Here is a 20,972-nt window from a genome sequence, read left to right as displayed (position 1 = left end):
AAGATAAAGAATGTAAGCAGCAGGAATGCAACGTCACACATTGCCGTCATATCCGTCACTACTCCATGTCTTTTTGGTTTGACTCTCGCCATTATTATTAATGATTTTTAATTAAACTTCTTTTTACGTACTGCAGTGCTTGTTCTGATTCTTAGTTGAATTCAGCGAAAGACTGCTGGATGCTCATTGCGATCTCATCGATCTTATAAGTTAATCCGTCAATTTTAGAAGTAAAGAAGTTGTAAAGCATGATCGCAATTGCTGAAGTACCGATACCCAATGCCGTGTTGATCAAAGCTTCGGAGATACCTGTAGAAAGTGCAGCTGCATCCGGAGTACCACCTCCTGAACCTAATGCAAAGAATGCCTTGATCATCCCGATTACCGTACCTAAAAGTGCAATAAGGGTTGCTACCGTACCTAAGGTAGAAAGGATCATCATGTTTTTCTCAAGCATTGGCATTTCAAGCGTAGTGGCTTCTTCGATCGCTTTGTTCAGGGCTACCATCTTCTGCTCTTTGTTCAAAGTGGTATCATGAGATAAAGCTTTGTAAGTGGTGAGACCTTCTCTTACTACGTTACCAACGGAACCTTGCTGTCTGTCGCACTCTTCCAAAGCTTCATCAACTTTGTTCTGGTTCAGTAAGCTTCTTACCTGAATCACAAAGTTGTCAAGGTTTCCTTTCCCTGCAGCTTTGCTAAGCACGAAATATCTTTCAAAAGAGAAAACGATTACCGTCAGCATGAATGTAATCAGGATAGGTACGATTACCCCTCCTTTGTAGATAATTCCTAAAAACGAATCTGGGTGAATGTCTTTCCCTTCCACATCTGAAAAAGCTACAGACCCTGCTCCGAGTTTTTCCGCATCTTTAAAATTGCCCGGACTTCCCAGGACGAATAAATAAATACAAATTCCTATAGCTAAGATAATAGGAATAATAACAGCCGGGTTTAAACCTCCTGCTTTTCTAGCAACTACTTGCTCATCATTTTTTGAAACATTCATTTCCATATTTAACTAAATTATATTGTTTTAAAATTTTACAAGGTGTAAATTAAAGGCAAAATTAATTAAAATGCAATAGTCTCAAATAAACATTTCTGTTTTTTTTGACAATGAAATTTTAATACGATTCCGATATTATAATTATTTTCTCTTTTTTTGGCAATATTTTTCAATTTACAACTTTCTGTTAAAAATTTAAAAAATTTAAGCCTCCATTTTTTTTAATTTGCCAATGTTAATTTTTATTTAAATTACTATATTCACAATTCTGTGAGGCACCACAATGATTTTTTTGGGTGATTTGCCTTGCAGAATCTGCTGCATTTTTTCATCCTGCAGTACCCTTTCTTCCACCTCTTTTGGAGAAAGCTGTGCCGAAAGCGCTAATTTGAATTTCATTTTTCCGTTTATGCTCACCGGATATTCAATTTCATCCTCTACCAGGTATTCTTCATTCAGTACCGGGAACTTTTCAAACTCTATAGAAGTGTCGTGTCCCAGCAGGCTCCACAGCTCTTCACAGATATGCGGCGCATACGGAGAAATGATAACGGCCAAAGGTTCCAGAATATTGCGTTTGCTGCATTTTATTTTTTGCAGTTCGTTTACGGCAATCATAAAGGAAGAAACCGAAGTATTGAAAGAGAAGTTCTCAATATCGTAAACCACTTTCTTTATCAGGGTATGCAATACTTTATACTCTGCTTTGGCAGGCTCTTCATCAGAAACGGAGAACGTATCCCCATCGAAATACAGATTCCAGAATTTCTTAAGGAAGCCGTACACTCCGCTTAATCCCTGGGTATTCCACGGCTTGGACTGTTCCAGCGGACCCAGGAACATTTCGTACAGTCTCAGGCCGTCAGCTCCGTACTCTTCACAGATATCATCAGGATTCACGACATTGTACTTGGACTTGGACATCTTTTCCACCTCGCGGCCGGTAATGTACTTTCCATCTTCCAGGATGAATTCGGCATCTGCATAATCCGGTCTCCAGGCTTTGAAGGCTTCCGTGTCCAGTTCGTCAGAGGTTCCTTTTAATAAGGATACGTCAACATGAATCTGCTGGGTCTGATAATCTTTTGACAGGTTTTTTGATACATATTGATTGGTACCGTCAATTCTGTATACATAAGCACTCATCCCAAGAATCATGCCCTGATTAATCAGCTTCTGAAATGGTTCGTTATGGCTGATATATCCGCGGTCTTTCAGGAACATATTCCAGAACCGTGAATACAGGAGGTGCCCGGTAGCGTGTTCGCTTCCTCCGATGTATAGATCCACCTGCCCCCAATAGTCGGCAAGTTCTTTTGTCACAAAAGTTCCGTCGTTGTGCGGATCCATGTACCTGAGGAAATACCATGAGCTTCCCGCCCAACCCGGCATGGTAGACAGTTCCAGCGGGAATACGGTTTCCTCATCAATAAGACCGGTATCCACCACTTTTTTGTTGGCTTCATCCCATGCAAATGATTTTGCATTCCCCAACGGAGGATCCCCGTCTTCTGTAGGAAGGTATTTTTCAACTTCAGGAAGTTCCAGCGGCAGTGCCGAAAGCGGCAGGGTATAAGGCATCCCATCCTTATAATATACGGGAACCGGTTCTCCCCAGTATCTCTGACGGGAGAAAATAGCATCGCGCTGCCTGTAGTTCGTGGTTCCGTGGCCGATTCCTCCTTTTTCAATGGCAGAAATGATCAGGGCCTTGGCTTCCTCATATCTGAGCCCGTTCAGGAAATCGGAATTCACACATACGGAGTCTTTGGAATCAAATGATTTCTCCTGAAGGTCTTCTTCCGTTTCCACTACCTTTTTAATCTCAAGGTTGAATTTTTTGGCAAAGCGGTGGTCACGTTCGTCATGGGCAGGCACGGCCATCACGGCTCCGGTACCGTATCCCATCAGTACATAATCTGAAATATAGACCGGCATGAGCTGCTGGCTGAACGGGTTTACCGCGTAGCTTCCCGTGAAGGCACCGCTGACATTTTTTACATCAGCCATCCGGTCCCTTTCCGTTTTCTTGGAAGTTTCTTCAATGTACTGCTCTACTTCTTCTTTCTGGGAAAGCGTGGTGATTTTTTCTACCAAAGGGTTCTCTGGTGCCAGTACCATAAAGGTGGCCCCGAAGATGGTATCCGGACGGGTGGTGAAGACTTCAATAAAATTGCTCCCTCCCGGTTCGCCCGATTCATTATCTTTACTGGACTGCAGTCCCTCAATGCGGAATTTTACCTGTGCGCCCTGTGATTTCCCGATCCAGTATTCCTGGGAATCTTTCAGCGGCTGCGGCCAGTCCAGTTTTTTCAGTCCCTGCAGGAGTCTTTCCGAATAGGCCGAAATCCTCATACTCCACTGCATCATTTTTTTCTGGAATACCGGAAACCCTCCCCTTTCGGATTTCCCGTCTTTCACTTCATCATTGGCCAGCACGGTTCCTAAAGCAGGGCACCAGTTGACGGTAGTTTCCGCGCGGTAAGCCAGGCGGTAATTCAGGAGGATATCCTGTTTATCCATTTCGGAAGCATTGTTCCATTCTTCCGCTGTAAAGTGCAGCGCATCATTCTGGTTAGCCAGCAAACCTTCCGTCCCCTTTGTTTCAAAGCGGCTGATAAGGGCTGATACCGGTTCTGCCCTGTCGGTTTCTTTATTGTACCATGAATGGAACAGCTCAATGAAAATCCACTGGGTCCATTTATAATAGGAAGGATCTGAAGTCCTTACTTCTCTGCTCCAATCGAAAGAAAAACCGATTTTCCTCAGCTGCTCTTCATATCTCGTGATATTCTGCTGGGTGGTAACGGCGGGATGCTGCCCGGTCTGGATGGCGTACTGCTCAGCAGGAAGACCAAAACTGTCATACCCTACCGGATGGAGAACATTGAAACCCTGATGCCTTTTGTATCTCGCATAAATATCGGAGGCAATATATCCCAGCGGATGCCCCACATGAAGGCCTGCCCCGGAAGGATATGGGAACATGTCGAGAACGTAAAATTTAGGTTTATCAGGGGTATCAAACGTTTTATAGGTCTGATTCTCTTCCCAGTACTTCTGCCACTTTTTTTCTATCTGCTGATGATCGTAAAACACTTTTTATATTTGGATATTTAAGGTTAGACTTGGAAACAGGAGGTCTCTGACCACACTCCCGGAAATCAAGATTCACAAAAATAATGATTTTAAAAGAAATGGAAATTTAATTTTAAATTAAATATACAATTAAAAAATCCCATCCGGAGATGGGATTATATATTGCAATATACCGTATGTATTACTGGGCAACCTTCCTTAAAGTATAGGTCACGGAATTGTATTCGGTAGGATCTGACTTATCTTCAATGGCGATATTCAGCGTGGTGTCGTTCAGGGTAATGACCTTTCCTTTTTCCGGTTCCACGATTCCCTGGTATTTTAATTCAATGGCGGCAGTTTCTTTATCGTAGACATAGCTGAAATTTCGGTCGAAGTTGATCTGGCACTGGCCTGGTGTAGCACTTTCGCCGATATCGGTTCTTTTCCCTGCATTGCCCTGTCTGAATACCCATCTTGATGTTTTCTCGCAATTGGTATCGAAAGTAATGACATCCGAAACCGGATCATCTCCTATAGGAACGCTGGTCACCACTTTTTTGATTGGCTGCCAGGTCCCGACAATCGGATATTCTATGATCGGGGTATCCTCATTATCACATCCGGTAGCTGCGAACAATGATAAACCGGCAAACAGTAATGCTAATTTCTTCATGTATCAAATTTTTGAAGCGATAAAATTATAATTTTTTTGATGGATTTAATAATTTTTTATCAAAAATTTATAGTAAGCAGTTGTATTTTCAACAATACACCGGTTCTGTTACCGGATATGGCCTGTTTTTAACAAATAATGACATCCTGAATAAACGCACATTCTTTAAAAAAAACTATTTTTGCACAAAAGCCTAAAATGCAGATGCAAGACATTACGAAAAATAATTTTGACTTTTTACGGGTTCTCCTTGCCTTTATTGTGTTCGTCGGACATATGGGAGCACTGAGCGCCGCCCCGGAACTCAAGATTTTTGAAAAAAGCCCCGTAGAGATTGCTGTATTCGGGTTTTTTATCGTCAGTGGTTTTTTAATTGCCCGGAGTTATGACCGTTCTTCCAGCCTGAAAAGCTATCTTAAAAAAAGGATCAGGAGAATTTTGCCCGGCTACCTGCTGGTGGTTTTTCTCTGTGCGACGTTATTAAGCCTGGTAAGCACGCTGCCTGTACGGGAATATTTCAGCCATACGCAGGTTTACAAATACCTCTTCTGGAATTCCATCTTCCTGAACTTCAAAGCACCCTGGCTCCCGGGAGTTTTCGGGAACCAGGCGGTAAACGGAGCCCTGTGGACCCTTAAAGTGGAAATGTGTTATTACTTCAGCGTACCGCTTCTGTTCCTGCTTTTCGGGAAAGACAACCGATACCGGAATGTCAGTCTGATTATCATCTATTTTTTATCGCTTGTCTACCTTAATTATTTTGAGTCACTGGATAAAATCTCCCTTTCCAAACAGATTCCCGGCGTCCTCTGCTATTTTATCCCGGGAATGCTGATCTATTTTAATTTTGAAAAATTCATCCAACATAAGAATATTCTTTTCATCATCGCCATTCTTACGGTATGGATCGATCTGATTTTCGATATCAAATTATTTTCCCCGATGATGATCGGCATTATCGTGCTTTACATCACCTACTCTTTTAAATTCCTGAACAACTTCGGAAAATACGGGGATTTTACTTACGGGATTTATATTTTTCATTTTCCGATCATCCGTGTATTTACCACATTAGGCTTTTTTAAAGATTATAATCCGTTTGTCATGGCATTTGTCTGCATGCTTGTAGTTATTGCAGTCGGCATCAGCTCATGGCATTTTTATGAGAAAAAATTCCTGTAAACCAAAGACACAAATGAAAGAACTGGTCTCTATTATTACCCCGTCCTATAACTCCGCCGAATTTATCGAGGAAACCATCGCTTCCGTCCTCAGCCAGACGTATGATCACTGGGAATGGCTGATTACCGATGACCTTTCCAAAGACCGTACGGTGGATATTCTTAAGAAATATAATGATCCCAGGATAAAACTGGAAGTGCTGGACCGCAACGGCGGTGCCGGGAATGCCCGGAACAAAAGCCTTGAGCGGGCGCAGGGAAGATACATTGCATTTCTGGACTCCGATGACTGCTGGTACCCGGAATACCTGGAAACAATGACAGGCTTCATGGAGGAAAACAAAGCGGAACTGGTGTACTGCAATTATTCGAGATGTGACGAACATACAATGGAACCGGTGCTGAAAGATTTCCAGGCGGACACCATCGTTACCTTTTCCAACCTCCTCAGGACCTGCAGGCTGGCCCCTGTCTCCACAATGTACGACACCCGCAGGACAGGCAAATTCTTTTTCCCGGTAAAAAGCAAACGTGAAGACCATGTGATGTGGCTGAACCTCCTGAAGGAAATACCGCAGGGACTTCCCCTGCAGAAGACACTTGCCAGATACCGGATGCGCGAAAACAGTGTTTCCCGGAATAAGAAAAACATCATTAAGGACCAGTACCTCGTCTACCGGGAATTTATGAATTTTTCTACTGCCAAGTCTCTGTACTACACTGCCAACTGGGCCCTCAACGGCTTCCTGAAATACTCTAAACTGTTTAACTGATGGAATATTCCAAAGAATTCAAAGCGGCTTTAAGTGCTTTTTCAAATACGGAGAAAGACCGGCTGATCTTCAGGCTGCTGAAAAAAGACCAGCTGCTGTCTAAAAAACTGTATTTTGAACTGATTGATCCGGAGACGACCGATGATAAGCGGGAAGCTATGGAAGAAATGATACAGGAGAAGGTCATGCTGGCTTCAAAATATATCGGGAATCCCAAGTATTTCCTCACCATTATCCGGAAGATCAGCGGCGAAATTACGGAACACGTTAAAATCACAACCGATAAATTCGGGGACGCTTCGCTGAATCTCCTGCTGACCGATGCTGTACTGCGGCACAATGAAGACCTCAGCCGGCAGCGGTTTGATAATGTCTATAAATTATATCTGTACCTGATCAATAAAACCGTACGGTCCCTCCTGCTGATCAAAAAGCTGGATGAAGACTACTGGATGGAATTTGATGAACAGCTGGAAAGCCTGAAGGAAAAAATTCAGCAGAACCGCCAGCTGACAAAGCTTTTCATCAATAATGAAATCGATTTCCAGTGGCTTAAAAGCGAGAATATCCCGGATCATTTTGACCTGATCATCAAAGAGATAAAAAGCCAGGGTTTCCTGCGGTAATACCAGAGATATTATTTTTTCCCGGTCTCTGACTGCGACATCATTTTTTTAATGATGAGTTGGGTGGAATCAGGCTTTTCCGTAATGAAGTTTTCCGCACGGGAAGACATTGCCTTCAGCATTTCCTCATTCCTGAGTAAAAAGAGAACGAAATCAGCTGCCCGCCCGGAATTTTCAAAAGCCCTCCCGCCATCGGCAGCAATGAGACCGTCCGCCTCAGGATTTTTCTTATAGTGGTTTCCAAAGATCACAGGCACCCCGAATGTTGCCGCTTCCAGAATATTGTGAAGGCCTGCCTCATGAAAGCCGCCTCCTACAACAGCAATATCAGCATAATGATAAAGCTTTGAAAGCCATCCGATACTGTCGATAATTAATACTCTGGAATTATTCCGTGCTTCAGATTCTATCCGGCTGTACAAAATAGCATCCGGAAAGATTTCTTTTAAACGCTGAACCCTTTTGAGATCGTGCGGAGCCATGATCAGCCTGGTGTACGGATTTCCGGCCCATATTTCTTCAGCAATTTTTTCTTCAGCCTGCCAGGAGCTCCCGAAGACCACCACTTTGTCATCACCGATAAATTCAGAAATGAAAGGAACCTCGAAATGCCCATCTCTCAGTTGCTTCACACGGTCAAACCGGGTATCTCCCGTTACGGAAGAACGGGTGAGGCCAATGCTTTTCGCCAGGGCAAAGGAAACATCAGTCTGGTGAAAAAACCAGTCAACCGTAAGCTGCAGCTGCTTCACAAACCATTTCCCGTAAGAAGTAAAGAAAGACTGGCCATCGTAAAATAAAGCAGAGATGACATAAATCTTAACCTTTTTCTTTTTCAGCTCCTGAAGCAGGTGATACCAGTATTCATATTTCACCGTAAAAAACAGTTCAGCGGAAAACTGTGAAAGAAACGCTTTGATGTGAGATTTCCTGTCAAACGGCAGATAGCAAATGGCATCTGCAATATGCTTCCTTTTAACCACATGCTCATATCCCGAAGGAGAAAAAAAGGTAATCAGGATTTTGCGGTCAGGAAATTTTTCCTTCAGCTGTTCAAGTACCGGAAGGCCCTGTTCATATTCCCCAAGGCTGGCGGCATGCATCCAGATCACGCGGTCTGTTTCAGAAAAAGCCGATTGTACACATAACAGAGAATGCCTTCTCCCTTCAACGCCTTTTTTAGTTTTGCTATTGAATAAGGCAAACACCTTCATTCCAAAAATCAGAAGATGAATGAATATGTTATAAAGAATACTCATCTTAAATAATATTAGCTAAACCTCTAAAAAATCGAATGCCTCCAAATATGATTGCACCATAAGCAATAAATCCTATAGATCCAAAATTGAATGTTAGTATTGTTACGGCCAAGCCTCCAACAAGCCATAAAACTCCATAGAGAATGTCTTTTTTTGCCTCATGCTTATGTGCTTTATCTAAATTTAATGTCTTTTGCATCTTTGCTCTTTCCAGTTTAATTCTTTCCCTACTATTCTTATCTGATAATTTAACTTTAAAATCATAATATTCATCATAGGTCTCAACGTCCTTGCTTAGCAAAAACTCATCTCTAAGTGTAGAGAATGATTTTCCTTTATAAGATGAAAACTGAGAAATTTTATCAACTGTTTCTTCGCCAAAATTAAAGTTTTTCCGCCTTTTCATTTCGAGAATAGCCAATAATACTGTTGTATCAGTAAACTGTTTCCAATGATGTACTATTTTTAGAAGTTCTTCACTTTCAGTTTCAGAAATTTCCAACAAGGTTTTATGTATCATTGATATGTGTTTAATTAAATTCGGCTATTATTTTTGAAAAAGATAGAATTACTGAAATTTCATATTTTCACATTTCTAGTAAGGTTCTGTTCATCATTTATTGTGATTTAATAAATAAGATAAATTAAGCTGTCATTTGAAAATACCGACCAAAACAAATGAGGCCACCAGACTCGCGATGATGGTCAGGAATGCAGTTGCCATCGGAACTTTTGGCTTTACTGAATGGTCCGCTGAATACCTGAATACATAGTCCTGGTTGTTCAGAAAAATCAGCATGATCAACGTACAGAACCACCGTAGAAACGTTTCCATGATCAGGAACTGATTTTCCCGGTTGCTCGCCGTAATTTCTACGGGATAATTGGCTGCATCAGGATCCCTGACGGCAAATGCAAGCAAAATATAAAGCAGGATTGCCATTGCAGGTAGCAGAAAAGCATACTTTTTACTGCCAAAGCCGTCTGCCTTTCCATCAAAATCAAAATGAACCGGAATTGTCCCGGGAAGATGGGTGTAATTCTTTACCGTAAATCCCCAAAGCAACACCAGCAGCCCGAAATTAACGATATCAAAGATCAGCATTAGGATTTCTTTCATGGCATTCCGTTTACGGTATTTACAAAATACTTTTGATGACTCTCAGCTTATGGGTATGCCTGTTCATTTCCTTATTGAAAATACCCGTAGAATCCAGCGTATCGATCCTCACTTTTCCTGAAGCATGAATGATGCGGTGATTATCCAGCATAATTCCTACATGAATAATTTTCCCGTCTGCATTTTCAAAAAAGGCAAGGTCACCGGCACGGCTTTCTTCAAGGAAACTCAGAGACTCTCCTGCCTCAACCTGCTGGGAGGCATCCCGCGGCAGCTTCACATTGTGGACTTTATAGACCAACTGGGTAAACCCGGAGCAATCCACTGCAAAATAGCTTTTGCCGCCCCACAGATAAGGGACATTCAGGAATTCCCTGGCTGTGAGCACTACGCTTTCCCGTACATCATGGCTTCGCCTGGATGCCACTACCGGAAATTCTACTTCAGACCCCATGGAGAGCAGTGTCTTACCGTCATTCATCATTACGGAAGTAAAGTCTTCCGTTACCACCGTAGTCTTCCGTTTTGCCAGCTCCTCTTCTGTTACTGCTTTCAGCTGCTTGGTATCCATCCAGCCTTCATATCCGTCGTAATGCATTTTTATCCGGGTCCAGTTTTTACTGACTTCCAGAATATCTGCGCTTTCTCCGAATAATATTTCCGTCACGATTTCAGCCCGGTCTGAATTCTCAGCCCGCACAGGCGCCACAGTAACCATACAAATCCCTTTATTCATCAGTTCTATTCATTTTTACGGATGAAGACCTTCCGGAAAGCCCTATCATACGCTATTTCCTTCTGAGAAAGTTCACTCCGTCCCGCAAAGGTAAAATAAGATTTTCAAAATCGTTATCTTTTGCAATCAAATCATTCAGTTCTTTGATGACCTGGGTGGATTTCTGCTTCGGATTTTCCTCCAGCACTTTTCCGTACCAGAGCACATTATCGAACATTATAACGGAACCTGATTTTGTCCTGGGTTTGATCAGCCGGAAATATTCTGCGTAATTTTCTTTATCGGCATCGATGAAAACCAGATCAAAAACTTCATCTGTTTTTCTCAGGAATTCTTTGGCATCCTGAAGCCTGAAATCGATTTTATCGGCATATCCGCTTTCCGCAAAATATTTTTCGGGGAGATAGGCCAGGTCTTCATTGACATCCAGCGTGGTAATCTTGCCGTTTTCCGGCAGCCCTTCCAAAAGGCAGAGGGTGGCATAACCGGTAAAAGTTCCGATTTCAAGGATTCTGGAAGGCCTGAGCATCTGCGAAACCATGGTCAACAGCCTTCCCTGCTGATATCCGGAGATCATATGCGGCTGTGTGGTCTTCTGATAGGTTTCCCGTCTCAGTTTTTTCAGGATTTCCGGTTCTGACGAAGCATGGGTTTCAAGATACCGGTCCATTTCCGGATTCTGTTCTTCAAAAAAGCTCATTCTGCAAATTTTTAGATTTCAAAGGTACCTAAATATATGAAAAAAGCATGAAGGATGGCCAAAATGAGAAAATCCCGCGGAAAATTCCGTAAAAATACGGATAGCCAGGTCCGGGAATAGTTCTAGTTTTGCAGAGAAGGGTAAAAACACTAAGGAAATGAATGAAGAGGACAAAACTAATTAATCAAAGAATCACATTACCGCTTGGTCTTAGGGCAAAGCGGTTTTTTTGTGGCTACTTTCCTCATAAAAGTAAATCCCGTGGAAAAGAAACGCCCGGATAAAAAAACAAAGGCCCCGGAATATTCCGGGGCCTTTTTGATCCAGCATTTTAACTGTCTGTTATTTTTTAGGCGCAATGTCCATCAGTTTCATGAATTCATCCAGCTTAGGCATGATGATGATTTCCGTTCTTCTGTTTTCAGCTCTTCCGGAAACGCTCATATTGGTTGCTTTAGGATTGTATTCGGAACGTCCTCCTGCTGTAATCCTTGCAGGATCCACCCCAAACTGCGTCTGCAGGATTTTGGCCACTGAAGTTCCTCTCAAAGCAGAGAGATCCCAGTTGTCTCTCGGAAGGTTCGGGGAATTCAAAGCGGCATTATCGGTATTTCCTTCGATCAATACAGAATACTTGTCATAATCGTTGATCACCTTCGCTACTTTTCCTAACACTTCCTGAGCAGCAGGCAATATATTGTAATCCCCTGTTTTGTACAGCATTTTGTCGGAAAGGGAGATCATTACCACTCCTTTCAGCACTTTCACCTGAACATCGCTGTCGGCTACGTTATCCAGTGATCTTTTCAGTTTATTGGACAGGGCCAGGTTAAGGCTGTCGTTCTTCGCATTGCTGGAAATCAGCTGTTTGATATAAGAGTTGGATGAATTGATTTCGCCTACCAGTTTATCGATATTGGCAGAGCTTTTCCCGGTATTGGAAAGGCAGGCATCCAATGAAGATTTCAGCGCGTCATGCTGGCTTTTCAGCAGATTGTTTTCGCTTGTCAAAGCAGAATTCTGGGATTTCAGATCCTGAATTTCCCTTTGTCTTTCCCCTACGTTTTCGATACACTGCTTGTAATTTGAGCTCAAGGCATCATATTGCTTTTTGCTGATACAGGATGTCATTCCCAACACCATGGCAGATACTGCTAAGATTTTAAAAATTTTCATAAATAATCATTTTTAGACGGTCCAAAGGTAACAAAATTCATTTTAATTATATGGATTATCTTTGCCTAAAGAATTTCCTCACCCATGCTCAGCCTCTCAGCCTTTAGAAAACAAATGGAACAGCTTGTTCAGTTCCCTGAAAAGAATACCTATCTCCTGGCCGTAAGCGGCGGTGCCGATTCTATGGTGATGGCTTATTTATTTAATGAATTAAAACCTTCCGGATGCATTTTCCAGGTAGCTCATGTCAATTATAAGCTGCGTGGCGAAGACTCGGAACAGGACCGGCAGCTGGCTGAAAAATTCTGTACTGAAAACGGGATCCCCTTTCACCTGTATGAAGTTTCCGGACGGGACAGGAAGCCGGATCATTCCGTACAGCTCTGGGCCCGTGAACTCAGGTATTCCTTTTTCAGAAAGATCCGCGAAGAAGAAAACCTCTCTTTCCTGGTAACGGCCCATCATCTGAACGACCAGCTGGAAACCTTTATCATCAACCTTTCCAAAGCTGCCGGAATCAATGGGCTGAGCGGGATACCCGCCAATGGCAACCACATCCTTCGGCCGCTGCTGCCCTTTTCAAAAGAGGAGATCTATACTTTCGCAAAAGAGCATCAGATCGGGTACCGGGAAGATCTCTCCAATAAGAAAAATGATTACCTGAGAAATAAAATCAGGAATGAGGTGGTGCCGAAACTGATGGAAACAAATGACCATTTTCTGAACAATTTCGGAAAGAGCGCTTCTTACCTGAACCAGGCCAGGCATTTTATTCAGCAACAGATCGGCGAAATAGAAAACCGCATGACGCTGTTTAACCCATCCTGCAAAATCCTATCAAAGGAGCAGCTGGGCCGGGAAAGCGATTTCGTGAAGTTTGAAATTTTACGAAAATACGGTTTTGATCAGGAGCAGGAAATCCATAAAATCTTCAATGCCGGAAACGGAAGTTCTTTTTACTCAAACGAATACCGGTTACTGGTAGAACAGGAGCATCTTACCTTAATCAGAAGGCAGGAAGAGGCACAGACTACGGATGAGGAAATCATGCTGATGGAAAATTTTGACTTTCCTGAAAACCGGATGGCCGTTAATCTCGAAAATATAACCGGGATCGAGGAAATCAATAAAAGCTTCAGCTGGGATTTCGATGCCGGTAAACTCCGGTTTCCGTTACGGTTGCGAAAGTCAGAGAACAGTGATGAATTTTATCCGGCCGGGTTTTCAGGGAAAAAGAAAGTTTCGAAGTTTTTCAGGGACGAAAAAATAGCTATTTTAGCGAGGCCAAAAATATGGGTCCTCAGCGATGCGGAAAATTCCGTGCTCGGGATTCTTCCGTACCGTCAGGACCGGAGATACATGAGGGAGGAGAATACCGTAAACATTCTCACAATTTTTAATAAAAGTAAAGATGAAGTTTAGAAACTGGTTTTTATTAGTCCTGCTGTTTCTTGCAACAGGCATTAATGCACAGATCAAAAATCCTGTAAAATTTAAATTTACAATCAACGAATTGGGAAACAACCAATATGAAGCCGTGCTGAATGCAACTTTGGAAAGCGGCTGGCATATCTATTCCAAAGATGTCCCAGAAGATACTGGTGCTATTCCTACTGAATATAAAGTTTCCGGGAAAAATATCGAGCTGATCGGGAAATTCACGGAAGCCGGTAAAAAGCATGAAGAGTTTTCGGAGGCCTTCGGAGGGAATATTGTTTATTACTCCAATACGGCAGGCTTTAAGCAGAAATTCAGGCTGAAAGACGGAACAAAGCCCGGGGATGTAGTAGCTGAGATCACCTATCAGACCTGTGATGACAGGGTGTGCCTGGCTCCGAATACGCTGGAGTTCAACAAACAGGTGAGTCCGAAAGGCCCTGTTGAAGAAACCCCTGCAGCAATCGCAGGACCGGTAAAAGATTCGGCAAAAACTCCTGTTGAAACGGTTGTCCCGGATCCTGTAGCCGGAACCGTTATCGTTACCGAAACCTCTAAGCTGGATCCGAAACAATTAAAAATCCAGTCCATTGATTTTCAGAAACCGTTAACCGACTGCGGAACGGCTGCTGCCCAGGTAAGTGAAAACTACTGGACCTACCTGTTCCTGGGATTCATCGGCGGATTGATTGCCTTGCTTACCCCATGCGTATTCCCGATGATTCCGCTTACGGTTTCCTTCTTCACCAAAGGAAGCAAGGATAAAGCGAAAGGAAAAAGGGACGCCCTGATCTATGGTTTTTTCATCCTGATGATCTTTGTACTGCTCAGCGTGCCTTTTCACATCATCGACGGTATCGCAGGCAATGTTTTCAATGAAATATCCACCAGCGTATGGCTGAATATTGCTTTCTTTATCATCTTCATCTTCTTTGCCGGAAGCTTTTTCGGCTATTATGATATTACGTTACCCAGCTCTATTGCCAATAAATCTTCCAAAGCGGAAGAAGCGGGCGGAATCATCGGGATTTTCTTTATGGCACTGACGCTTGTCATCGTTTCATTTTCCTGTACAGGCCCTATTTTGGGAAGCCTGCTGGGAAGTGCGGTCACAGGCTCGTCCAACGTTCCGATGCTGCTTACTTTTGCCCTGGCCGGATTCGGACTTGCATGGGCGATCATCTTCGGATTACTGGCCTTGTTCCCGCAGGCCCTGCAGAGCCTTCCGAAATCCGGAGGCTGGATGAATACGGTAAAAGTGGTTTTAGGTTTTGTGGAACTGGCTCTTGCCCTGAAATTCCTGTCGAAGGCAGATCTTGTGTCCAAGACATTCCTGCTTAAGAGGGAGCTGTTTATTGTGATCTGGGTCATTATTGCTTTCGGGCTGGCCCTGTATCTTTTCGGGCTGATCAGGTTTCCGCATGACGATAAAAAACCGAAGATCTCGTGGACAAGAAGAATATTGGGTATTCTGGGAATCGGGTTCGTCATTTACCTGGTTCAGGGGCTGATGCCTTCCGAACGCCCGAAACTGCAATTGCTGAGCGGGATCCTGCCGCCGCTGAATGTAAGTTATTTCCATGATGAAAAAGACGGCATCCTGGGAATGCATCCGGAACACGATTTCTTCACCGCCGTGGAGCTGGCCAAAAAAGAGAACAAACCTATCCTTATTGACTTTACCGGTTATGGTTGTGAAAACTGCCGTAAGATGGAAGAATTCGTATGGAGCGAGCCGGATATCCTGCCGATCCTTCAGAACGATGTGGTGCTTGCTTCCCTGTATGTAGACGATAAGGAAGAACTTCCCGAAGACCAGAAAACCAAAATCGATCTGGGTGAAGGACAGGTGAAGAAGGTGAAAACCATTGGCGACCGCTGGAGCCTTTTCCAGCAGGTGAACTTCAACAATAACTCCCAGCCGCATTATGTACTGATAACACCGGACGGAAAAGTGATCAATACGCCGGTTTCAGGATATATGCCGAAGGAAGATTTTAAAAAGTTCCTGGAATGCGGAACCGGTTACTTTAAAAAGAACAAATAATATAATGTAAAGCCTTATCATATCTGATAAGGCTTTTTTTAGGCCTGATTTACAAAATGTTCCGATAATTGCCATTCATCAAATATTAATTTAATACCTGAAATATTTTTAAGGTATATATTTTGCATTTAATATACATAATAATTATCATATTATTACGTTTATCCTATAACCGTTTAACATTTAAAAACTAACAACCATGGCAGAAATTATTGCACAAGAAAAACAGGGCGGAAACAAGCAGAGAAAAAAAATGATCCGCGTGGATATGACCCCGATGGTAGATCTGGGATTTCTCCTGATTACCTTCTTTATGTTTACCACGAACTTTACAAAACCGAATGTGATGGACCTGGGATTACCGGCAAAAGGTCCTCATCATCCGGGCGATGTGGTAGACACCAGAAATCAGGTCACCTTTATTCTCGGTAAAGACAACCGGGTATTCTATCATCAGCAGTCCAAAGAAGATTTAAACAGAAACAACCTGAAAGAAACGGATTTCAACGGACTGAACATTACCCGGGTTATTTCCGAAGCTTACAGCAAAGCTCCTAAAAAGGAAAATTTCACGATCATTATCGAACCGACCGACGATGCCAATTATAAAAATTTCGTTGATGTACTGGACGACATAGCGATTTCGAAGAAGGAAAGATACGGCGTTACCGATATCAAACCCTGGGAAAAGAAAGTTTACGAAGAGGTGACACAATAATAACAGAGAGCATTTTCAGGATGCTCTTTTTTTATTTATTTTTGGAGGATAATTTATATCCTGATGAAAAACTTTTTAACCATTGCCGCCCTACTGGCCTTATTTGCTTCGTGTACTAAAAAAGAAACTGCTTCAACACCGGAAAATAAAGACAGCATCCGGATTGTTGATTCCATCAACACGGCCCGCACCAAGATCAATGACAGCATCCGTTCGCATAACCATTTCAAAGACTTCTGCGGGAATCATGCATTCACCCATAATTTAATTAAAACCAAAGGTTCAGTAACCTTCAAAAAGGTTGAGGGCGAAAGGGACCGGTATAACGTTTCAGGAGAAGTGAAATCCGGGAAGGATTATGTTACTATCGCCGGAACAGCCCACGCCGTTTCAGACAAGCACCTGAATTTTTCGGGAACCATCAAACAAAGCATTTCAGAAAATGACAACGGAAAACCGTATCTGAGAAAAGGAAGCAAGACCTTCATGTCCAAAGACGGCGGGAAAACCTACAGGCTCCAGGATATGGTAAATGGTTCGGGATTTGTTGATTATATTGACATTCAATTCTAATTGCTGAAATTATGCTGAATTTTGAAAGAAAAGGAAACGGAAAAGAAACCCTGGTCCTGCTTCACGGCTTCATGGAGAACCTGACCATCTGGAACGACCTTGAACCCTATCTTTCCGATCATTTTTCGTTATTGAAGATTGACCTTCCGGGACATGGCCGGTCGGAAATTCTTGCTGAGGTACAGACGATGGAACTTATGGCCGAAGAAGTGAAGAAAGTACTGGATCATGAACATCTTGAGAAGGTCCATCTGCTCGGTCATTCCATGGGAGGCTATGTTTCCCTCCAGCTGGCTGATCTGTATCCTGAATATCTTAAAAGCTTAACCCTGTTTTTTTCCACCTATTTTCCTGACGATGCTGAAAAAAAAGAACAGCGAAGAAAAAGTTACCGTATTATACAGGATGCATTTCCGCATTACGCCAGAGCCGGAGTCCCGAATCTCTTCAACCCCAATGAAAGGGACATTCTGGAAGGAAAGATAGAAAAAGCACTCGATATTGCCCTTTCTACGAATCCTCTGGGCGCACTGGCTTCAGTAAAAGGCATGGTGGACAGGACAGATAAGAAACACGTTGTTGAGAACATGGATGCCAAAATCCTGGTTCTTGCCGGAAAACATGACAGTGCGGTAAAGACCCAGCTGCTAATCGACAGCCTCCCGGACCGCACCAACATCAAATCCTATATTCTGGACTGCGGGCATAACGGGCACTGGGAAAAGCCTGAGATCTGTGCAGCCATTATCAACACGGAACTTCTCCACAACCTGCCGAAACATTTAATCTTTTAAGAATGGTCAGATTCGGGATTTTTTCAACAGCACTCCTGGTACTTTTAAACTGCTCAAAAGAAAATAATACCAGCACTTACAAAGAATCAGCAAAAACTTCGGAATCTGTTACAAAAGACATTCTCCGGCATTCTTTAGCAGAAGATCAAGGTATTTTTAATTTCCAGACCGAACTTTGTGGCAATAAGGGATATTTTGATAAAAGCAAATACTCGGAAAAAGAAATAAAAGATACGTACATCCTTTGGTTCAGGCTTACAGGAACTGTGCTTCTTAATGCTCCCTCTGTCTTTGGGCTTGATGATCTTGAAAAAGTAAGACAGAATAAAGACGAGATCTTAACGAAGCTGGATAAAGATTTCAACCGGCAGAAAAATGTAATCCGGAACTTAAAAGTGGTCAATACTCCTTACTGGGAACATGTAAAAAAAGAAACGTATAAGGATTTATTACAGGAATATCAGAAACGGAAAACTGAAATTATAGCTTTTTCCACGCCTTCGGTCTTATTAAACTACCTACCTTCCGGAACTTGTGAAAAATTTGTCAAAGCACTCAACTCGGATGATCTGACCATGGAGCAGGAGTGGAGCAGGTTAAGAATCGAAATGAGTAAAAGAAACGGCGATCCGCAAAGGATTACCGATGAATTTGAAGAACGCCGGAACTCCCCTGACAAAAGAGACTACGCTATTATTGACCTCATTACTTTTGGTTGGGGCAACTGTGCAAATGAAAAAATTTCAGACATCAGACATGATGAAAAAATGAATAATGAATTTAATGCTCTTTTCATAAAAATCGATTCAGAATGTGACGAGTCTTAATAAATTGCTGTTTAAAAATTCCCGTATCTTAGCAGAGATTATCCTTTATGAGCATTTTTTCATTCAAAAAAAAGAAACCGGTTATCGGCTTGACTTTGTCGGGCGGGGGCATGCGCGGAATTGCCCATATTGCCGTACTTAAAGCGCTGGAAGAATACGACCTGAGACCTGATATTATTTCCGGGACAAGCGCGGGCTCCATCGTGGCCGCTTTTTATTCCTTCGGGAAAACACCTGACGAGATGATGGAGATTGTAAAGCAGACTACTTTCTTTTCCAGGTCCTACCTCCGGCTTTCCAAAAACGGGATTTTCAGTTCGAATTTTATTCTAAAATTATTCAGGGACCATTTTCCTGAAGACAGTTTTGATATTCTGAAGATTCCGGTGTATGTGGCCGCAACGGAAATGACCCATGGAATTGTTGATTTCTTCTCGGAAGGAGAACTTTTTGCTCCTCTGCTCGCTTCTTCAAGTGTACCCTTTGTCCTGCCACCCGTAAAAATGGGGGCAAAAATATATGTGGACGGCGGCGTCCTGGATAATCTCCCGATTGAGCCGATTATTGACAAATGCGATTTCCTGATCGCTTCACATGTCAACTCCATCAGCTATGACAGCCTGGAAAATATGAGCCTGATGAAGGAATTCGACAGGATCCTTCACCTCGCCATTGCCAAGTCGGTCTATTCCAAAGCAAGGTCGTGCGATATCTTCCTGGATCCGCCCAAGATGACCCAGTTCAGCCTGTTCAATAAGAAATTCCTTGAGGTGATGTTTAATGAAACCTATGCGTATGCCTGTAAAGAGCTGGAAGAAAAAGGGTATTCCCGGAATACCGGAAATCAGCCTTTGCGCAGATAAGATCTGTTTAAAGGTTCTCTTCCTGCGCAACCCTTTTTTTGAAAGTCTCGATGGTTCCTTCCAACGATTCATCTGATTTTCCTCCGGCAGCGTTGATATGCCCGCCTCCACTGAAATATTTCCTGGAAAACCGGTTTACGTCCATATCATCCTTGCTTCTGAAAGAGATTTTGATGAAATCTTCATACAGGTCCTCCATAAAGAAGGCAGCCATTTTCACCCCGAGAATGCTCAGTCCGTAATTAACGAAACCTTCCGTATCGCCTTTCTGGAATCCATAGGTCTTAAGTTCATCCCGGGTAAGATACAGGATGGCTACTTTTCCGTCTTTTACCACTTCGATACGGCCTAGAATAAGGGCCAGCAACTGAAGGCGGGAAACGGTATTGGTATCCCAGGTATTGGAAGTAATCATGGAAGGATCTGCCCCTTTCTCTATCAGGTTGGCCACAATCCTGTGGGTATCGGCACTGGTGGAACGGAACCTGAATCCTCCGGTATCCGTCATAATACCGGTGTACAGGCATTCTGCAATCTCCCGGTTCACCATTTTTTCATCGTCCATGGCTTCAATGAAATGATAGATCATCTGACAGGTAGCCGGAATAACCGTATCCGAATAGACGAAATCAAAAGGTTCCGGCTGCTGATGGTGATCAATCAGGATTTTCTTCGCTTTGGCATTTGTCAGCCAGTCGCCCAACAGGCCGATTCGTGAAGGGGCATTGAAATCCAGGCAGAAAATCACGTCTGCATCTGCAATCAGCTCAGCGGCAACTTTCCTTTTATATTCGGCAATCAGCACTTTTTTGGCTTCGGGCATCCACTTCAGAAATTTCGGGAAATCGTTGGGAACAATCAGTTCAGCATGAATCCCTTTGGCCTTCAGATAATGTTTCAGCCCTAATCCCGAACCAATAGCATCACCATCCGGATTATAATGGGTAAGGATAACGATTCTGTTCTCTGGCGCCAGTAAAGTATTGATTTCTAAAAGTTCTGCAGGGGTAAACATCATGCTGTTTCTTTCTTTAAAATTGAGTTTCCAAAGATAGAGTTTTTAAATAAATCAGGCATATTATTTTTAACCGGGCTGAAATCCCTCTGTTGTATGGTAATGCACAGGGAAGGAGCACAAAATAAGGTGAAAAATTTCAAAAAAAAGCAGGTAAAATTTGTAACATTTAAAAAAATACATATCTTTGCAACCTGAAAATTAATAGATAATTACGATTTAAACATAAAGTAATGAGTAAAAGAACATTCCAGCCATCAGAGAGAAAAAGAAGAAACAAACACGGTTTCAGAGAAAGAATGTCTACGCCAAATGGAAGAAGAGTTTTGGCTGCGAGAAGAGCTAAAGGCAGAAAGAGCTTAAC

At 42.7% G+C, this 20,972-nt stretch carries 21 protein-coding genes and 1 pseudogene; 11 read left to right on the top strand and 11 right to left on the bottom strand.

Annotated elements, in window-relative coordinates; genetic code table 11:
* From QZ735_RS04840 to QZ735_RS04825, 4 genes and pseudogenes are all read right to left on the bottom strand, one after another.
* Positions 1–92: pseudogene (locus QZ735_RS04840) on the bottom strand (biopolymer transporter ExbD); the annotation flags it as partial.
* Positions 93–151: 59 nt separating this feature from the next.
* Entirely contained in the window at positions 152–1,015 is an 864-nt protein-coding gene (locus QZ735_RS04835) for a MotA/TolQ/ExbB proton channel family protein (protein WP_294244953.1), read from the bottom strand.
* A gap of 240 nt (positions 1,016–1,255) precedes the next feature.
* Positions 1,256–4,108: a leucine--tRNA ligase gene (gene leuS / locus QZ735_RS04830; protein WP_294244950.1), complete on the bottom strand. Its 2,853-nt coding sequence runs from the start codon at positions 4,106–4,108 to the stop codon at positions 1,256–1,258.
* 181 nt (positions 4,109–4,289) lie between these two features.
* Complete coding sequence (locus QZ735_RS04825; protein ID WP_294244948.1) at positions 4,290–4,763, bottom strand: lipocalin family protein; 474 nt, start codon at positions 4,761–4,763, stop codon at positions 4,290–4,292.
* A gap of 198 nt (positions 4,764–4,961) precedes the next feature.
* Here QZ735_RS04825 and QZ735_RS04820 point away from each other — a divergent pair, with 198 nt between their 5' ends.
* From QZ735_RS04820 to QZ735_RS04810, 3 genes are read left to right on the top strand one after another with little or no spacing between them, the layout of a single operon-like run.
* On the top strand, positions 4,962–5,945 hold the full coding sequence (locus QZ735_RS04820) for an acyltransferase (protein ID WP_294244945.1): 984 nt from the start codon (positions 4,962–4,964) through the stop codon (positions 5,943–5,945).
* A gap of 13 nt (positions 5,946–5,958) precedes the next feature.
* Positions 5,959–6,717 (top strand): glycosyltransferase family 2 protein, encoded by a 759-nt coding sequence (locus QZ735_RS04815; RefSeq protein WP_294244943.1) that lies wholly within the window; start codon positions 5,959–5,961, stop codon positions 6,715–6,717.
* Positions 6,717–7,343: a deoxyuridine 5'-triphosphate nucleotidohydrolase gene (locus tag QZ735_RS04810; RefSeq protein WP_294244941.1), complete on the top strand. Its 627-nt coding sequence runs from the start codon at positions 6,717–6,719 to the stop codon at positions 7,341–7,343. The genes QZ735_RS04815 and QZ735_RS04810 overlap by 1 nt, the downstream gene beginning before the upstream one ends.
* Before the next feature lie 11 nt (positions 7,344–7,354).
* Here the strand turns inward: QZ735_RS04810 and QZ735_RS04805 are convergent, their stop codons facing one another.
* The 6 genes from QZ735_RS04805 to QZ735_RS04780 form a co-directional block, all read right to left on the bottom strand.
* Positions 7,355–8,602 carry a glycosyltransferase N-terminal domain-containing protein gene (locus QZ735_RS04805; RefSeq protein WP_294244938.1) on the bottom strand — a complete coding sequence of 416 codons (1,248 nt, stop codon included), beginning with the start codon at positions 8,600–8,602 and terminating at the stop codon, positions 7,355–7,357.
* Between the two features lies 1 nt (position 8,603).
* Positions 8,604–9,122, bottom strand: coding sequence for a hypothetical protein (locus tag QZ735_RS04800; RefSeq protein WP_294244935.1), 519 nt, complete (start codon positions 9,120–9,122; stop codon positions 8,604–8,606).
* A 132-nt stretch (positions 9,123–9,254) separates the two neighbouring features.
* A complete protein-coding gene (locus QZ735_RS04795; RefSeq protein ID WP_294244932.1) occupies positions 9,255–9,722 on the bottom strand; it encodes a DUF1648 domain-containing protein in 468 nt (155 codons plus the stop codon).
* Between the two features lie 19 nt (positions 9,723–9,741).
* A complete protein-coding gene (locus tag QZ735_RS04790; RefSeq protein WP_294244930.1) occupies positions 9,742–10,458 on the bottom strand; it encodes a C40 family peptidase in 717 nt (238 codons plus the stop codon).
* Between the two features lie 52 nt (positions 10,459–10,510).
* Positions 10,511–11,158 (bottom strand): O-methyltransferase, encoded by a 648-nt coding sequence (locus tag QZ735_RS04785; protein WP_294244928.1) that lies wholly within the window; start codon positions 11,156–11,158, stop codon positions 10,511–10,513.
* A gap of 342 nt (positions 11,159–11,500) precedes the next feature.
* Positions 11,501–12,334: an OmpA family protein gene (locus QZ735_RS04780; RefSeq protein WP_294244925.1), complete on the bottom strand. Its 834-nt coding sequence runs from the start codon at positions 12,332–12,334 to the stop codon at positions 11,501–11,503.
* A gap of 114 nt (positions 12,335–12,448) precedes the next feature.
* Here QZ735_RS04780 and tilS point away from each other — a divergent pair, with 114 nt between their 5' ends.
* The 7 genes from tilS to QZ735_RS04745 all read left to right on the top strand — a co-directional run bounded on the left by tilS (position 12,449) and on the right by QZ735_RS04745 (position 19,593).
* Entirely contained in the window at positions 12,449–13,756 is a 1,308-nt protein-coding gene (gene tilS / locus QZ735_RS04775) for a tRNA lysidine(34) synthetase TilS (protein ID WP_294244922.1), read from the top strand.
* On the top strand, positions 13,746–15,818 hold the full coding sequence (locus QZ735_RS04770; protein ID WP_294244919.1) for a thioredoxin family protein: 2,073 nt from the start codon (positions 13,746–13,748) through the stop codon (positions 15,816–15,818). Before tilS ends, QZ735_RS04770 begins: the two co-directional genes overlap by 11 nt.
* A 199-nt stretch (positions 15,819–16,017) precedes the next feature.
* Entirely contained in the window at positions 16,018–16,536 is a 519-nt protein-coding gene (locus QZ735_RS04765; RefSeq protein ID WP_294244916.1) for a biopolymer transporter ExbD, read from the top strand.
* A gap of 63 nt (positions 16,537–16,599) precedes the next feature.
* Positions 16,600–17,109 carry a hypothetical protein gene (locus QZ735_RS04760; RefSeq protein WP_294244914.1) on the top strand — a complete coding sequence of 170 codons (510 nt, stop codon included), beginning with the start codon at positions 16,600–16,602 and terminating at the stop codon, positions 17,107–17,109.
* 11 nt (positions 17,110–17,120) lie between these two features.
* Positions 17,121–17,903, top strand: a complete 783-nt coding sequence (locus tag QZ735_RS04755) for an alpha/beta hydrolase (RefSeq protein WP_294244912.1) — start codon at positions 17,121–17,123, stop codon at positions 17,901–17,903.
* A 2-nt stretch (positions 17,904–17,905) separates the two neighbouring features.
* On the top strand, positions 17,906–18,730 hold the full coding sequence (locus tag QZ735_RS04750; RefSeq protein WP_294244910.1) for a hypothetical protein: 825 nt from the start codon (positions 17,906–17,908) through the stop codon (positions 18,728–18,730).
* A gap of 47 nt (positions 18,731–18,777) precedes the next feature.
* Positions 18,778–19,593: a patatin-like phospholipase family protein gene (locus QZ735_RS04745; protein ID WP_294244908.1), complete on the top strand. Its 816-nt coding sequence runs from the start codon at positions 18,778–18,780 to the stop codon at positions 19,591–19,593.
* 7 nt (positions 19,594–19,600) lie between these two features.
* Here the strand turns inward: QZ735_RS04745 and QZ735_RS04740 are convergent, their stop codons facing one another.
* The gene (locus QZ735_RS04740; protein WP_294244957.1) at positions 19,601–20,608 is read right to left on the bottom strand and encodes a bifunctional oligoribonuclease/PAP phosphatase NrnA; all 1,008 of its coding nucleotides are present in this window, start codon (positions 20,606–20,608) and stop codon (positions 19,601–19,603) included.
* 233 nt (positions 20,609–20,841) lie between these two features.
* Between QZ735_RS04740 and rpmH the strand changes: the two genes are divergently transcribed.
* A partial coding sequence (rpmH, locus tag QZ735_RS04735) for a 50S ribosomal protein L34 (protein WP_294244956.1) occupies positions 20,842–20,972 on the top strand: 131 nt, incomplete at its 3' end.

It is taken from the genome of uncultured Chryseobacterium sp. (assembly GCF_913776365.1).
In the GTDB taxonomy this organism is placed as follows: Bacteria; Bacteroidota; Bacteroidia; order Flavobacteriales; family Weeksellaceae; genus Chryseobacterium.
This window is presented reverse-complemented; position numbering and strand designations above follow the sequence as displayed.

Excerpts from the sequence above, each read along its gene's own strand:
- QZ735_RS04835 (WP_294244953.1), bottom strand. The coding sequence starts at position 1,015 with ATGGAAATGAATGTTTCAAAAAATGATGAGCAAGTAGTTGCTAGAAAA.
- QZ735_RS04825 (WP_294244948.1), bottom strand. The coding sequence starts at position 4,763 with ATGAAGAAATTAGCATTACTGTTTGCCGGTTTATCATTGTTCGCAGCT.
- QZ735_RS04820 (WP_294244945.1), top strand. The coding sequence starts at position 4,962 with ATGCAGATGCAAGACATTACGAAAAATAATTTTGACTTTTTACGGGTT.
- QZ735_RS04815 (WP_294244943.1), top strand. The coding sequence starts at position 5,959 with ATGAAAGAACTGGTCTCTATTATTACCCCGTCCTATAACTCCGCCGAA.
- QZ735_RS04810 (WP_294244941.1), top strand. The coding sequence starts at position 6,717 with ATGGAATATTCCAAAGAATTCAAAGCGGCTTTAAGTGCTTTTTCAAAT.
- QZ735_RS04805 (WP_294244938.1), bottom strand. The coding sequence starts at position 8,602 with ATGAGTATTCTTTATAACATATTCATTCATCTTCTGATTTTTGGAATG.
- QZ735_RS04800 (WP_294244935.1), bottom strand. The coding sequence starts at position 9,122 with ATGATACATAAAACCTTGTTGGAAATTTCTGAAACTGAAAGTGAAGAA.
- QZ735_RS04795 (WP_294244932.1), bottom strand. The coding sequence starts at position 9,722 with ATGAAAGAAATCCTAATGCTGATCTTTGATATCGTTAATTTCGGGCTG.
- QZ735_RS04790 (WP_294244930.1), bottom strand. The coding sequence starts at position 10,458 with ATGAATAAAGGGATTTGTATGGTTACTGTGGCGCCTGTGCGGGCTGAG.
- QZ735_RS04785 (WP_294244928.1), bottom strand. The coding sequence starts at position 11,158 with ATGAGCTTTTTTGAAGAACAGAATCCGGAAATGGACCGGTATCTTGAA.
- QZ735_RS04780 (WP_294244925.1), bottom strand. The coding sequence starts at position 12,334 with ATGAAAATTTTTAAAATCTTAGCAGTATCTGCCATGGTGTTGGGAATG.
- tilS (WP_294244922.1), top strand. The coding sequence starts at position 12,449 with ATGGAACAGCTTGTTCAGTTCCCTGAAAAGAATACCTATCTCCTGGCC.
- QZ735_RS04770 (WP_294244919.1), top strand. The coding sequence starts at position 13,746 with ATGAAGTTTAGAAACTGGTTTTTATTAGTCCTGCTGTTTCTTGCAACA.
- QZ735_RS04765 (WP_294244916.1), top strand. The coding sequence starts at position 16,018 with ATGGCAGAAATTATTGCACAAGAAAAACAGGGCGGAAACAAGCAGAGA.
- QZ735_RS04760 (WP_294244914.1), top strand. The coding sequence starts at position 16,600 with ATGAAAAACTTTTTAACCATTGCCGCCCTACTGGCCTTATTTGCTTCG.
- QZ735_RS04755 (WP_294244912.1), top strand. The coding sequence starts at position 17,121 with ATGCTGAATTTTGAAAGAAAAGGAAACGGAAAAGAAACCCTGGTCCTG.
- QZ735_RS04750 (WP_294244910.1), top strand. The coding sequence starts at position 17,906 with ATGGTCAGATTCGGGATTTTTTCAACAGCACTCCTGGTACTTTTAAAC.
- QZ735_RS04745 (WP_294244908.1), top strand. The coding sequence starts at position 18,778 with ATGAGCATTTTTTCATTCAAAAAAAAGAAACCGGTTATCGGCTTGACT.
- QZ735_RS04740 (WP_294244957.1), bottom strand. The coding sequence starts at position 20,608 with ATGTTTACCCCTGCAGAACTTTTAGAAATCAATACTTTACTGGCGCCA.